At 58.8% G+C, this 13,024-nt stretch carries 11 protein-coding genes and 4 tRNA genes; 10 read left to right on the top strand and 5 right to left on the bottom strand.

Going from position 1 to position 13,024, the window contains the following annotated elements; genetic code table 11:
* Nucleotides 1-80: 80 nt before the first annotated feature.
* The 4 genes from ACEN9A_RS21090 (at nucleotide 81) to ACEN9A_RS21075 (ending at nucleotide 4,875) form a co-directional block, all read left to right on the top strand.
* Nucleotides 81-1,274 carry an MFS transporter gene (locus tag ACEN9A_RS21090; protein ID WP_258670382.1) on the top strand — a complete coding sequence of 398 codons (1,194 nt, stop codon included), beginning with the start codon at nucleotides 81-83 and terminating at the stop codon, nucleotides 1,272-1,274.
* 42 nt (nucleotides 1,275-1,316) lie between these two features.
* Nucleotides 1,317-1,628 carry a cupin domain-containing protein gene (locus ACEN9A_RS21085; protein WP_007936125.1) on the top strand — a complete coding sequence of 104 codons (312 nt, stop codon included), beginning with the start codon at nucleotides 1,317-1,319 and terminating at the stop codon, nucleotides 1,626-1,628.
* A gap of 106 nt (nucleotides 1,629-1,734) precedes the next feature.
* Nucleotides 1,735-2,886, top strand: a complete 1,152-nt coding sequence (locus ACEN9A_RS21080; protein ID WP_258670379.1) for a TDT family transporter — start codon at nucleotides 1,735-1,737, stop codon at nucleotides 2,884-2,886.
* A 114-nt stretch (nucleotides 2,887-3,000) separates the two neighbouring features.
* Nucleotides 3,001-4,875, top strand: a complete 1,875-nt coding sequence (locus ACEN9A_RS21075; RefSeq protein ID WP_258670376.1) for an MFS transporter — start codon at nucleotides 3,001-3,003, stop codon at nucleotides 4,873-4,875.
* A 52-nt stretch (nucleotides 4,876-4,927) separates the two neighbouring features.
* On the opposite strand, the gene sugE is transcribed toward ACEN9A_RS21075, so the two are convergent.
* From sugE to rdgC, 3 genes are all read right to left on the bottom strand, one after another.
* Nucleotides 4,928-5,242, bottom strand: a complete 315-nt coding sequence (sugE, locus tag ACEN9A_RS21070; protein ID WP_018925158.1) for a quaternary ammonium compound efflux SMR transporter SugE — start codon at nucleotides 5,240-5,242, stop codon at nucleotides 4,928-4,930.
* Nucleotides 5,243-5,361: 119 nt separating this feature from the next.
* Complete coding sequence (locus ACEN9A_RS21065) at nucleotides 5,362-6,327, bottom strand: bile acid:sodium symporter family protein (RefSeq protein WP_018925159.1); 966 nt, start codon at nucleotides 6,325-6,327, stop codon at nucleotides 5,362-5,364.
* 177 nt (nucleotides 6,328-6,504) lie between these two features.
* Entirely contained in the window at nucleotides 6,505-7,425 is a 921-nt protein-coding gene (rdgC, locus tag ACEN9A_RS21060) for a recombination-associated protein RdgC (protein ID WP_258670374.1), read from the bottom strand.
* A gap of 159 nt (nucleotides 7,426-7,584) precedes the next feature.
* Here rdgC and ACEN9A_RS21055 point away from each other — a divergent pair.
* The 4 genes from ACEN9A_RS21055 to ACEN9A_RS21040 all read left to right on the top strand — a co-directional run bounded on the left by ACEN9A_RS21055 (nucleotide 7,585) and on the right by ACEN9A_RS21040 (nucleotide 8,126).
* Nucleotides 7,585-7,660, top strand: a tRNA-Val gene (locus ACEN9A_RS21055).
* Nucleotides 7,661-7,679: 19 nt separating this feature from the next.
* A tRNA-Asp gene (locus tag ACEN9A_RS21050) sits at nucleotides 7,680-7,756 on the top strand.
* Nucleotides 7,757-7,954: 198 nt separating this feature from the next.
* Nucleotides 7,955-8,030: transfer RNA gene (locus tag ACEN9A_RS21045), tRNA-Val, on the top strand.
* Nucleotides 8,031-8,049: 19 nt separating this feature from the next.
* A tRNA-Asp gene (locus ACEN9A_RS21040) sits at nucleotides 8,050-8,126 on the top strand.
* A gap of 143 nt (nucleotides 8,127-8,269) precedes the next feature.
* On the opposite strand, the gene ACEN9A_RS21035 is transcribed toward ACEN9A_RS21040, so the two are convergent.
* Nucleotides 8,270-9,406: a catalase family protein gene (locus ACEN9A_RS21035; RefSeq protein ID WP_258670371.1), complete on the bottom strand. Its 1,137-nt coding sequence runs from the start codon at nucleotides 9,404-9,406 to the stop codon at nucleotides 8,270-8,272.
* A 3-nt stretch (nucleotides 9,407-9,409) separates the two neighbouring features.
* Nucleotides 9,410-11,242, bottom strand: a complete 1,833-nt coding sequence (locus tag ACEN9A_RS21030) for a cytochrome c (protein ID WP_258670370.1) — start codon at nucleotides 11,240-11,242, stop codon at nucleotides 9,410-9,412.
* A gap of 269 nt (nucleotides 11,243-11,511) precedes the next feature.
* Here ACEN9A_RS21030 and bamJ point away from each other — a divergent pair, with 269 nt between their 5' ends.
* Nucleotides 11,512-12,225, top strand: a complete 714-nt coding sequence (gene bamJ, locus ACEN9A_RS21025) for a BamJ family beta-barrel-assembly machinery protein (protein WP_019648192.1) — start codon at nucleotides 11,512-11,514, stop codon at nucleotides 12,223-12,225.
* Between the two features lie 295 nt (nucleotides 12,226-12,520).
* On the top strand, nucleotides 12,521-12,976 hold the full coding sequence (locus tag ACEN9A_RS21020) for a YkvA family protein (protein ID WP_019579662.1): 456 nt from the start codon (nucleotides 12,521-12,523) through the stop codon (nucleotides 12,974-12,976).
* Nucleotides 12,977-13,024: the final 48 nt, after the last annotated feature.

Genomic DNA, 13,024 nt, shown 5'->3' with positions numbered 1-13,024 from the left:
TAACACAAAGAATTTGCTTTAAGCGCTGACCAGTAGCAGACTCCGCAAAAGCAAAAAATTAGCTTTTGCGGAGTGTGCTCATGTCTCTTCCAGCGACAAATCGTTCCAGCCTGTGGTTTCTGGCGATCACCTTACTCAGTTTTCTCGCCGCTTCCACCGCGCCGACCCCGTTGTATCACCTCTATCAGGAACACCTGCAATTCTCGGCTGCGATCCTGACCCTGATTTTCGGTGTCTACGCCCTCAGCTTGCTGGCGGCGCTGCTCACGGTCGGTTCGCTGTCGGATTATCTGGGGCGCAAACCGGTGATTTTTACCGCCGTGTTGCTGAATATGCTGGCGATGTTGCTGTTCATCAACGCCGACAGCGTCGCCTGGTTGATCGGAGCGCGGGTACTTCAGGGGTTTGCGACGGGAATGGCCACCGCCGTCTTGAGTGCGGCGCTGCTGGACACTGATCGCCAGCAAGGACCGATGGTCAACAGTGTTGCGCCGTTGCTGGGCATGGCGCTGGGGGCCATGGGTTGCGGATTATTGGCCGAGTTTGCGCCCCTGCCGCTGCAATTGACCTATTGGGTGTTGTTCGCGCTGTTTGTGATGCAAGCGCTGTACGTCTGGCGCCTGCCGGAAAGCGTCAGCCGACAACCGGGTGCCTGGGCCTCGCTGCGCCCGACCCTGCATGTGCCGATTCAGGCGCGGCGTATGTTGTGGCGCGTGCTGCCGATAGACCTCGCTGTGTGGGCGCTCGGTGGCTTTTTCGCCTCCCTGGCGCCGTCCCTGGTGCGGACAGCCACCGGGTCCACGTCGAACCTGATTGGCGGTGCGACGGTGGCCGTGTTGACGGTGACCGGCGCCTCGATGATCTACACCTTGCGCAATCGGCCGGCCGACAAGGTCTTGCTGCTGGGCGCGAGCTTGCTGCCCGCAGGCGTTGCGCTGATTTTGTTGGCGGTCCACAGCGCCAGCCTGCCATTGTTTTTCTTCGGCACGCTGGTGGCGGGCGGCGGTTTTGGTGCGGGTTTCCTGGGTGCCTTGCGCAGCCTCGTGCCGCTGGCCTTGCCCCATGAACGGGCCGGGTTGATGTCGGCGTTTTATGTGCTCAGTTATCTGGCGTTCTGCTTGCCGTCGTTGCTGGCCGGTAATCTGACCCGCACCTTTGGGCTGGTAGCGACCACCGACGGTTACGGCGCGATACTGATCATCCTGTCGCTCGCTGCGCTGATCGGCTTGCTTCGTGAGCGGCCCGTCAAAGCCTGTGGCGTCGATGTTCGATGACCGTTAGCCTAGGCACCGCCATTCATTTCGACGGACCGACCCATGAAGATCATCCGCAGCAAATCCTTCACCGGTGACCGCGCCTGGGCAGCGCTGGATATCGCCAACATGAACGGCATCACCACCCGTTTGCACTGGACCGATCAGCCGTATAAATGGCACGTCAACGATGGTCAGGAAGTGTTCGTGGTGCTCGACGGTCAGGTGCAGATGCGTTATCGCGAAGCAGGCCTCGAAAAGGAAACCCTGCTGGAGGTCGGCGATATTTTTTATGCCTCGGTGGGCACCGAACATGTGGCTCATCCGCAGGGCGTGGCGAGGATATTGGTGATCGAGACTGAGGGCAGCGTCTGATGCTATATCTGTAAAACAGATAACAGTTAGAGAAATTACCCGTTATATCGATATTCTATTCAGATCTATCATGAGCGCCTACCTCATTAGAGGACAGGAGTTCACCATGACCTGCACCCGTAGCGTTAAACCCGGTATCAAACCGCTCAGTCATCTGCAGCACCCAAGAGAAGCCATCCGCCAATTCACCCCGAACTGGTTCGCCGCGACCATGGGCACCGGGGTATTGGCACTCGCGCTCGCGCAACTGCCCCTCGCAATACCCGGCCTGCGTGAGTTGGCCGAAGGTTTGTGGCTGTTCAATATTGTTCTGTTTGCGTTGTTCACGGCCATGTATGCCGCGCGTTGGGTCATGTTCTTCGACGAGGCGCGGCGGATTTTCGGCCATTCCACGGTTTCGATGTTTTTCGGCACCATTCCCATGGGCCTGGCGACCATCATCAATGGCTTTCTGCTGTTCGGCCTGCCGCGTTGGGGCGACGGTGTGATTCATCTCGCCGAAGTGCTGTGGTGGCTGGACGTGGCGATGTCGCTGGCCTGCGGCGTGCTGATTCCCTACATGATGTTCACCCGTCAGGAGCACAGCATCGACCAGATGACCGCCGTTTGGCTGTTGCCGGTGGTGGCGGCGGAAGTGGCGGCTGCCAGCGGTGGCTTGCTGGCGCCGCACCTGGCCGATGCTCATTCCCAGTTGGTCGTGCTAATAACCAGCTACGTGCTCTGGGCTTTTTCCCTGCCGGTGGCGTTCAGCATTCTGACCATCCTGTTGCTGCGCATGGCGTTGCATAAATTGCCCCACGAAAACATGGCCGCCTCGAGCTGGCTGGCGCTTGGGCCGATTGGCACGGGTGCGCTGGGCATGTTGTTGATGGGCGCCGACGCACCGGCGATCTTTGCCGCCAACAGTCTGCCGGGGATCGGTGAAATAGCTGAGGGGCTTGGGTTAGTCGCCGGTATCACGCTGTGGGGCTTCGGGCTTTGGTGGATGCTGATAGCGCTGCTGATCACTGTGCGTTACTTGCGCGCCGGTATCCCGTTCAATCTCGGCTGGTGGGGGTTCACTTTCCCGCTGGGTGTCTATTCCCTGACTACGCTGAAACTGGCCAGCACCTTGAACCTGACGTTTTTCAGTGTCTTTGGTTGCGTGTTGGTGGCCATGCTGGCGGTGATGTGGCTGATTGTCGCCAAACGCACGGTACAGGGCGCGTGGAAGGGCGAATTGTTTGTCTCGCCGTGCATCGCAGGATTAAACAAATAACCGGCAAAGATTAGGTAATGTGTGTGGCCTGGATCGACGTTCGACATTCCAATAACAGTATCCACGCCGCTCTCTACCCAAAATCAGCTACCCAATATCAGGGACACATGGAAGATGAGTCACCCCTCGCAGTTCACCTTGCTTCGCACTCGGCGCTTCCTGCCTTTTTTTGTCACGCAGTCCCTTGGGGCCTTTAACGACAACATCTTCAAGCAGTCGCTGATCCTCGCCATTTTGTACAAGCTGACCATCGAGGGTGACCGTTCGATCTGGGTCAACCTGTGTGCGCTGCTGTTTATCCTGCCGTTCTTCCTGTTCTCGGCCCTGGCCGGTCAGTTCGGGGAGAAGTTCGCCAAGGACGCGCTGATTCGTCTGATCAAGATCGGGGAAATCGTCATCATGACGGTGGGCGCGGTCGGTTTCATGTTCGATCACCTGTCGCTGATGCTGTTGGCGCTGTTTGCCATGGGCACCCACTCGGCGCTGTTCGGGCCGGTGAAGTACTCGATCCTGCCGCAGGCCTTGCGCGAAGAAGAGCTGGTGGGTGGCAACGGCCTGGTGGAAATGGGCACCTTCCTGGCAATTCTCGCCGGGACGATTGGCGCCGGGATCATGATGTCTACCAGTAACTACGCGCCGGTGGTGTCCACGGCAATCATCGGCATCGCGGTGCTCGGTTACCTGGCCAGCCGCAACATTCCCCGGGCCGCGGCGGCATCGCCGCAAATGCGCCTGAACTGGAACATCTTCAGCCAGTCCTGGGCTACGTTGAAGCTGGGCCTGGGGCAGACCCCTGCGGTCTCGCGTTCGATCGTCGGCAACTCATGGTTCTGGTTTGTCGGGGCGATTTATCTGACGCAGATCCCGGCGTATGCCAAGGAATGGATGCACGGCGACGAGACCGTGGTGACGCTGATTCTTACAGTGTTCTCGGTCGGTATCGCACTGGGTTCGATGCTCTGCGAGAAACTCTCCGGGCGCAAAGTCGAAATCGGTCTGGTGCCGTTTGGCTCATTCGGTCTGACGGTATTTGGCCTGTTGCTGTGGTGGCATTCCGGTGGAATTCCGGACAGCGTTACCGGCCATGGCTGGATCGAAATCCTTGGGTTCGGTCACACCTGGCTGGTGTTGATCGACATCCTCGGGCTTGGAGTTTTCGGCGGTTTCTACATCGTGCCGCTGTATGCGCTGATCCAGTCCCGCACTGTCGAGAACGAACGGGCCCGAGTGATCGCCGCCAACAACATTCTCAACGCCCTGTTCATGGTGGTGTCGGCGATTGTGTCGATCGTCTTGCTGAGCATCGCCAAGCTGTCGATCCCGCAGCTGTTCCTGGTGGTGTCGTTGCTGAACATCGGCGTTAACGCCTACATCTTCAAAATCGTCCCCGAGTTCAGCATGCGTTTCATGATCTGGCTGCTCGGCCATTCCATGTACCGCGTCGAGCATCGCAACCTTGAACTGATTCCCGATGAGGGTGCCGCGCTGCTGGTTTGCAACCATGTGTCGTTCGTCGATGCGTTGTTGATTGGCGGCGCAGTGCGTCGGCCGATTCGCTTTGTGATGTATTACAAAATCTACAACCTGCCGGTGCTGAACTTCATCTTCCGCACGGCCGGGACGATTCCGATAGCCGGGCGCCAGGAAGACATTCAGATCTACGAAAAAGCCTTCACCCGCATCGCCCAGTATCTGAAGGATGGCGAGTTGGTGTGCATTTTCCCTGAAGGCAAGTTGACCGCCGATGGTGAGATCAACGAGTTCAAGGGCGGGCTGACGCGAATTCTCGAAGAAACGCCGGTGCCGGTGATTCCGCTGGCGTTGCAGGGGTTGTGGGGGAGTTTCTTCAGCCGCGATCCGAACAAGGGCTTGTTCCGTCGGTTGTGGTCGCGGGTGACCTTGGTGGCAGGGCCGGCGGTGGCGGTTGAAGTGGCGGAGCCAGCGAAGTTGCAGGCGTTGGTGGGGGATTTGCGTGGGGCCGTTAGATAGTTGGTAAGTGGGTGGGCGCCATCGCGGGCAAGCCCGCGATGGCGCCATAAGCCTAAGCGCTAACCTTGAGCCCGACCAGCCCGGTAATGATCAATGCCACACTGGCCAGCCGAAACAGCGCCATGGACTCACCAAACAGAATGATCCCGGCGATCACCGTGCCCACCGCACCCACGCCGGTCCAGATCGCATAGGCCGTGCCCAGCGGCAATTCCTTCATGGCAAGGCCCAGCAGGCCAAGGCTGATCGCCATGGCGGCAACGGTCAATGCGGTAGGGAGAGGGCGGCTGAAGCCGTCGGTGTATTTCAGGCCAACGGCCCAGCCGACTTCGAACAGGCCGGCGAAAAACAGAATGATCCAGGACATGGAAGACCTCCATCGATGGATGGGGTCGTCCCCGGATTAAGCACTCGATCGAGCCGCGAGGTCGTCCCCGCGTTGCGCAATAGAGTGCCCATCATTAACCCGAGGATCAAGTTTTCGGATCAGTCAGCCACCTGCTGAGCAGCGATTTTCCGATCCTCTTTCTCGCTCATGCGACGGAAATACGTCGAGAGCAGCGCCCCGGAAATGTTGTGCCAGACGCTGAACAGCGCGCTCGGCACCGCCGCCAGTGGCGAGAAGTGCGCACTGGCCAGCGCCGCACCCAGGCCGGAGTTCTGCATACCGACTTCCAGTGCCAGGGATTTGCGTTGGGCCAGCGGCAGGTTGAACAGGCGCCCGGTGAAGTAACCCAGCAAGTAGCCGAAGCTGTTGTGCAGCATCACCACGGCCATGATCAGCAGACCGGATTCGGCAATCTTCGCCTGGCTGGCAGCCACCACGGCCGTGACGATGATCACGATGCTCACCACCGACACCAGTGGCAACACTTCTACCGCGTGACGAACCCGATCACCGAGCACGCGTTGGGCAACCACGCCAAGTACGATCGGCAACAGCACTACTTGCAGGATCGACCAGAACAGCTCCATGAACGACACCGGCAACCAGGCCGAGGCCAGCAGCCAGATCAGCGCCGGTGTCAGCAATGGCGCGAGGAGGGTGGTGACGGCGGCAATGGCCACCGACAACGCCAGGTCGCCGCGAGCCAGCCAGGTCATCACGTTCGACGAAGTGCCACTCGGGCAGCAGCCGACCAGAATTACCCCGACGGCAATCTCTGGCGGCAGGTGGAATACCTGGCAGAGCAACCACGCCATGCCGGGCATGATCACGAAATGGGCGACCACGCCCAGGGCCACGCGCCACGGATGGCGAGCGACTTCGGCGAAGTCTTCGAGCTTGAGGGTCAGGCCCATGCCGAACATCACCAGCCCCAGCAGCGGCACGATTGCGCCTTTCAAGCCGATGAACCAGGCCGGCTGCAGAAACGCCACGATGGCGAAAATCAGTACCCAGTAAGCGAAGGTGTTGCCGACAAAACGACTCAATGCAGCGAGTGCGCGCATGGCCTGATCCTTGTTATGTGTTTAAAAGCGGGTAGGGCTTGGAACTTGGGTTGCCTGCAAAAAGATCGCAGCCTTCGGCAGCTCCTGCATTTGAAATGCGATCCTCTGTAGGAGCTGCCGAAGGCTGCGATCTTTTCTTACCAGGCGCCGCCGATCAAGGCCGGCGCCCTAAGGCAATCAGATACCCTGTGGGGTCTCTTCACCACCCAACGCATCAACCAGTGCCGGCAGGAAGTCGCCGAAGGTCAGCATCATCAGGGTGAAGCTGGCGTCCAGTTGGCCCAGAGCTTCGTCGCCACCGTCCTGTTCCGCCTGATCTTGCAGCAGGTCTTCGAACTTCAGGCGCTTGACCACCATTTTGTCGTCGAGCACGAACGACAGTTTGTCCTGCCAGGCCAGCGACAGTTGAGTGACCACTTTGCCGGTGCTCAGGTGCAGCTGGATTTCTTCGCTGGTCAGGTCCTGACGCTTGCAACGCACGATGCCGCCGTCTTCGTGGGTGTCGCGCAGTTCGCACTCGTCCAGCACAAAGAAATCGTCCGCAGCTTTCTGAGTGGTAACCCACTCGGTCATGGTCGCGGTCGGGGACATCTTCACTGTCAGCGGACGTACCGGCAGCGAGCCGATCACTTCACGCAGGGTGGACAGCAGGTCTTCGGCACGTTTCGGGCTGGCCGAGTTCACCAGGATCAGGCCCTGTTTCGGCGCGATGGCGGCGAAGGTCGACGAGCGACGGATAAAGGCGCGGGGCAGGAAGGCCTGGATGATTTCATCCTTGATCTGATCGCGCTCCTTTTTATAGACCTTGCGCATTTGTTCGGCTTCGATCTCTTCGACCTTTTCCTTCACTGCGTCACGCACGACGCTGCCCGGCAGAATGCGTTCTTCTTTACGGGCGGCGATCAGCAGGAAGTCTCCGCTGACGTGTACCAGCGGTGCGTCTTCGCCCTTGCCGAATGGCGCGACGAAACCGTAGGTGGTCAACTCCTGGCTTGCACATGGACGCGCCAGTTTGGTGGCCAGTGCAGTTTCCAACGCCTCGGCATCAAAAGGCAGATCTTGGGTCAGGCGATAGATAAGCAGGTTTTTGAACCACATGGGGTGAGTCTCTCCTTTATACAAAGGGGGGCATTATTGTCTTCGCCGGGTCATAGGCCAACCCTTCTCTAAGCCTTTGGAAGGCCTGAGAAAATTATTTAAAAAAGTGCTTGCCAGAGGTTGGGTCGCTCCGTAGAATGCGCGCCACACCGAAGCGAAGGGTGATTAGCTCAGCTGGGAGAGCGTCTGCCTTACAAGCAGAATGTCGGCGGTTCGATCCCGTCATCACCCACCATTCGTTTCAAGTGTTTAGCGCAGCGGTAGTTCAGTCGGTTAGAATACCGGCCTGTCACGCCGGGGGTCGCGGGTTCGAGTCCCGTCCGCTGCGCCATATTCGGTAACCTGGAACACTGAACGCCAGGTCACTACGGAAAAACCCGCTGATGCGGGTTTTTTTCTGTCTCAAGTTTGTACCTTGTTCAATCGGGTTGTGTCGTTTCACCGGTTTTCGGATTTTTTTGAAAAAAACTTCAATTAAATCAACACTTTACGAAAACTTGTGGCATAATGCGTCCCGTAACGAAGCGAAGGGTGATTAGCTCAGCTGGGAGAGCGTCTGCCTTACAAGCAGAATGTCGGCGGTTCGATCCCGTCATCACCCACCATTCGTTTCAAGCGTTTCGCGCAGCGGTAGTTCAGTCGGTTAGAATACCGGCCTGTCACGCCGGGGGTCGCGGGTTCGAGTCCCGTCCGCTGCGCCATATTCGGTATCTGGAACACTGAACGCCAGATCACCACAGAAAGCCCGCTTAATGCGGGCTTTTTGCTGTCTGGGATTTGGCTTTTTACCGGATTCACTGAATAAAGCGACCTGTTCCGGTCGCTTTTTTCGTTTCTGCCTTATTTATTGTTCGGCGTTGCGGCTGTGTCGATAGTCGCTGACGGCCTCGTACACCGCTTTGCGCAACCGGTTGATCCCACCAATCGGCCGATGGGCTTCAAGGCCGAACCATGGATTGAACGACAGGTTGTCGCATTGCAGGTTCAGCGCCGGGGTGTCGAAATCCTGGGCGGGCAGCTTGATCCTGGCCACGGTTTCAAAGGGCGCGTCTCGTTCACGCCACTCGATGCTGGTGTCTTCGATCGGCATGTATTGGCTCGGATCCTGGCGCTGGACCTGTAACACGAAGCAGGCCGGCACCCGATCAGTCGACAGCTGCTGGTTCAGCGCACTGCGCAGGAAGTTCGGCAGGTTTTGATTTTGCGTGGGCAGCGTGTAGGTCGGGCAGCTCTCCGGATCCGGTATTACCCGGAATTTGACGTTGGCCTCACCAAACTTGTACGGCGAAACCGAAAAGTAGGTGGTCTGGGTCGGGCTCGCCGGGGCAGGGGAGAGTGTCGCCAGCGCAATAAACAGATGACGAACCTGCCAGGTGCGCGGGTCCCAAGCCGGGAAGAACGCCATTATCGTTTTGCCGTCAGCCTGAGCGGCCACATTCTGACGATACTCGGCGACATCGCTGACAAAGAAGTTCGGATGGTTGAACATCACGAAATCCTGTTCGCTGCGCCCTTGTCGATCACTCAGCAACTGTTTACCCGGCACATTGAACAACTTGATCGCCATGCCCCGGGCATCGCGGATGCTGTCGAACTGCGGATAGGCATTGCCGTTGGACAGCCGCATCGTCGCTTGCCAGGTTTTGCCGGGTTCGCTGAACACGCCTTGGCGCAACGCCGTCGCCAGATCCGGCAGCACCTGAACCTCGGCCTTCACGCAGCCATGGGCCTTGGCGTGAGCGTCGCGCAGATAGCGAGTACTTTCGCGGTGTTGATCGACGATCCGTACCGCCGTCTGGATGATGTCCCGGGTCATCGCCGCTTCGCCGTCCGGAATCAGTTCTTCAGCCGATACCGGGCCGCGATGTTGCCAGGCGAGCCATGCCATGGTCAGCGCCCAGCCGAGGACCCCCAACCCCAGCAACCACAGCAGGGTTTTACCAAGGAAGGCACCCAGACGCAGCCAGAGCGTGATCAGCATGGGTCATTCCTTTTGACTGATGAGGTGGTCTGGCAATTGCGACTCCAGCGGGCCGCCCAACACTTTCAGGTATTCCAGCAGCGCCCAGCGTTCCTGCGGCTGCAGCAGACGACCGATCACGCCATTACCGCGCTCGCCGTCGCGGAATTCGTGGCCGCTGTTGTGATTGCCGGTAATACGCGTGTCGAACACAAAACCGTTGGTGAAGGCTTCGGTGCGATAGCCCAGGTGTTTGGGGTCGTATTCGAAGGTGCCCTTGTAGAACGTTGTTGCGCGTTCATCCTGGGGCGAGAGCAGTTGATAAATGCTCGGCACCGAACCGTTGTGCAGAAACGGCGGCGTGGCCCAGACGCCTGCCAGTGGTCGGGCTTTATAGCTGCGTAATTCCTGGACACCGATAGGCAGGCCGAAACCGTCCAGGTTCGGACGCTCCGCCGGTGTCACATTGGCAGCGCGATAGGCCTGGTTCCCCACGAAAGCAGTGACGTAGGCCAGCCCCTTGGCCACTGACAACTGGCTCAAATCCAACGGTTCCGTGGGTTTTGGATGCAGTTGCACGTCCAGTTGCGCAAGCTCTGCCGGATCCCACTTCAAGGCCGTCAGGTCGAAGCGATGGTCGGCAATATTGTTGGCGGCGCCGGGGTCTGTGCCAATCACCTCCACGGGCAGCAATTTCAGATGTTGCACCGGTCTGCCGTCGCTTTGGGTGACGCGGGGGACGTGGCACCCAGCGCAGTTTTCGGTGAATAGTGCGCGGCCTTTTGCGGCCAACGGCTTGTCGATGGTGCCCAGCAAGGCTTCCGGCCAGACGGGCGGCTTGAGTCGTTGCAGGGTTTGTTCGATCCGGTGCAGATTGCGCACCCGGACGCTGGACGGATAGCGGTCGTCGCCCTTGAGGGGCTGCCCGCTGGCGTCGAAGAAATTCAGCGTGGCGCCAACACCCAAGGCCTCGCCGATGTTGCGGGCCATCGGTTGCTGCGCCGAGCCGTTCCACTGCACCCAGTCGAAGGTCCACATGTCCCACAGTTGCGGGTAGTCCACCGGCGCGTTGGCCACGCGGTAGTTGGCGGGCGAAATGGCGTCGCCGAAGCTGGCGTTGGCAATGCGCCCGAAGGCGTCGGTACGGCCGGGGCCTTCTTCGGTGGGGTAGAGCCCGCGATGGGTATCGTTCCAGGCCACTTTCAAGAAGGTATCGAGTGAGCTTTTAAAGTCCTGGCGTAGCTGTTGATGCCGGGCGTCATAGTCCTGGCCCAGAACGTTGCGCGCGAAACGTTCGAATTTCCACGGGTTGTAGTAAGTCGAGGCAAGGCTGGCCACCAGTGCCTGGCCGAAGCTGCCGCCGCGCAGGGTCGGGACGCTGGACGGCAACACATGCTGGGCCGAGCCGCCGTCGATGCGCACGGCCTGGCCATTGAAGCGTAATTCGCCGGTGTGGCAGGCGGCGCAAGTGATGTCCAGAAACTCTTCCTGGCTGCCCGGATTCTGATGACGGGCGAAACCGACGGGCAGGTTGCCAGGGTTGTCTGGCGTGGCTTTCTGGCCTGGATCGATCAGAAAACCAAAGCGTGCGAGGTATTCGGGGGCGGCGAATCGTTTTTGCGAGAACGGCAGTTCCAGGGCGTTGAACCAGTCATAGCGCAAGCCTTTGACTTGGGTGCCTTGGGGCGTGAAGTAGTAGGCCTGGCGGTCTGCGGCGCTCCATTGCTCCAGGTAATGCACCTGTTGCGCCGGTGACCAGGCCGGTAATTTCGGGTTGGCGACGTAGTACAGCACCACGGCGAGGCCTAGCCCCAGCAGTGCTACGATCAGAATCAGCAAGCGGATTATGAGGCGCACGATAAACATCCTTGTCAATTTGTAGCTCTCTTATGCCTCAGCTGATGAAGTGCGGCAAGAGGCCATTACGCCAAGGGCTGTGGGAACCGGCGTCGGGGTCTGTGAGAGCCAGATGACAGAAGCTTCATCGTTCTAATCCCGAAATGCGTTTAAACACCTGAACTTATCGGAAGTTTCCTGCTCTCATGCCGGTAGCCATTGGTCGTGGCCGCCTGATAAGCTCGCGGCTTTACTCGATTGCCCTTTAGGCGCATGAACAAGGAAATAGCATGAAACAGCATCGGTTGGCGGCGGCGGTGGCCCTGGTTGGCCTGGTACTTGCGGGTTGTGATTCGCAGACCAGCGTAGAGCTGAAAACCCCGGCGCAAAAAGCTTCCTACGGCATTGGCCTGAACATGGGCAAAAGTCTGGCTCAGGAAGGCATGGATGATCTGGACTCCAAAGCCGTAGCCCAAGGCATCGAAGATGCCGTCGGCAAGAAAGAACAGAAACTGAAGGATGAGGAACTGGTTGAAGCCTTCGCAGCGCTGCAGAAGCGTGCCGAAGAGCGTTTGGCCAAGATGAGCGAAGAGTCGGCAGCCGCCGGCAAGAAATTCCTCGAAGAGAATGGCAAGAAAGCCGGTGTCGTCACCACGGCTTCCGGCCTGCAATACGAAGTGGTCAAGAAGGCCGATGGCGCACAGCCTAAGCCGACCGACGTAGTGACTGTTCACTACACCGGTAAACTGACCAACGGCACCGTTTTCGACAGCTCCGTCGAGCGCGGCAGCCCGATCGATCTGCCGGTCAGCGGTGTGATTCCGGGTTGGGTCGAAGGCCTGCAACTGATGCACGTTGGCGAGAAGTACAAACTGTACATCCCTAGCGACCTGGCTTACGGCGCCCAAAGCCCTAGCCCGGCGATTCCAGCCAACTCGGTGCTGGTATTCGACCTGGAGCTGCTGGCCATCAAGGATCCAGCCAAACAAGACGACGCCAAGTAATCCGCGTCTGCTCGAAAAAACAACGCCTCGCTTATGCGGGGCGTTGTTGCATCTGGGGTTTGGTGAAGGTAAACAAAGCGAACGGATGCGGTACGCTGGAGTCATAGCCAGTGAGAGTGCCCGAGCTAGACGGACCGGTGCGCCAAGTCAATGAAATCTTGGGTTTTTTTATGTGAGTAAAAAACGCCCGATCTGAGCAAGACCCTTGTGAAACGGGGCTTCCAGCGGTGAAATGCAGCTCTGTTCACAAGGTTATCCACAATTTGTGTGGATAACATTTCAGTGGGAGGAAAAGATGAAAATGCCCTGGAATTTCGCCCGCTTCCTGCCAATGGCCGGGCGCCTGCTCGCCCGTGGTCGTTTGCCGACCCTGCTGTTCGCGGTTGCCAGCAAAGGCGCGAGCCAAGGTAATCGTCTGGGCAAACTTAAGGACGATCTGCGCTTGTTACAGGCACTCTGCCTGGCCTACTGGCGTGGCGAGTACCGGGCCATCAGCCCGAAAGCGATGGTTTCGGTGGTGGCCGGCCTGATGTATTTCCTGAGCCCGGTGGATGCGATCCCGGATTTCATCCCGGTGTTCGGCATGCTCGACGACATTGCCGTGCTGGCCTGGTTGATGAAAGTCCTCGATGACGAACTCAACGCCTTCCGCGCCTGGCGCAAACATCAGGCGCCGGAAAAACTCGCGGTGGTTGAACGCCTGCCCGATACCCCGGAACAGCTGCAACTTCAGGGCCCGAAAAAAAACTGAACCGATTCAGGATCATCCATATTCATACCCCCCCGCGACCTTGGCCGC

This window comes from Pseudomonas sp. Pseusp18, assembly GCF_059506005.1.
Note: the sequence above shows the minus strand (reverse complement) of the source record. Positions and strands in the feature narration are given on the sequence as shown.

Excerpts from the sequence above, each read along its gene's own strand:
- ACEN9A_RS21035 (WP_258670371.1), bottom strand. The coding sequence starts at position 9,406 with ATGCTGATCACGCTCTGGCTGCGTCTGGGTGCCTTCCTTGGTAAAACC.
- ACEN9A_RS21080 (WP_258670379.1), top strand. The coding sequence starts at position 1,735 with ATGACCTGCACCCGTAGCGTTAAACCCGGTATCAAACCGCTCAGTCAT.
- ACEN9A_RS21075 (WP_258670376.1), top strand. The coding sequence starts at position 3,001 with ATGAGTCACCCCTCGCAGTTCACCTTGCTTCGCACTCGGCGCTTCCTG.
- ACEN9A_RS21065 (WP_018925159.1), bottom strand. The coding sequence starts at position 6,327 with ATGCGCGCACTCGCTGCATTGAGTCGTTTTGTCGGCAACACCTTCGCT.
- bamJ (WP_019648192.1), top strand. The coding sequence starts at position 11,512 with ATGAAACAGCATCGGTTGGCGGCGGCGGTGGCCCTGGTTGGCCTGGTA.
- ACEN9A_RS21090 (WP_258670382.1), top strand. The coding sequence starts at position 81 with ATGTCTCTTCCAGCGACAAATCGTTCCAGCCTGTGGTTTCTGGCGATC.
- sugE (WP_018925158.1), bottom strand. The coding sequence starts at position 5,242 with ATGTCCTGGATCATTCTGTTTTTCGCCGGCCTGTTCGAAGTCGGCTGG.
- ACEN9A_RS21085 (WP_007936125.1), top strand. The coding sequence starts at position 1,317 with ATGAAGATCATCCGCAGCAAATCCTTCACCGGTGACCGCGCCTGGGCA.
- rdgC (WP_258670374.1), bottom strand. The coding sequence starts at position 7,425 with ATGTGGTTCAAAAACCTGCTTATCTATCGCCTGACCCAAGATCTGCCT.
- ACEN9A_RS21020 (WP_019579662.1), top strand. The coding sequence starts at position 12,521 with ATGAAAATGCCCTGGAATTTCGCCCGCTTCCTGCCAATGGCCGGGCGC.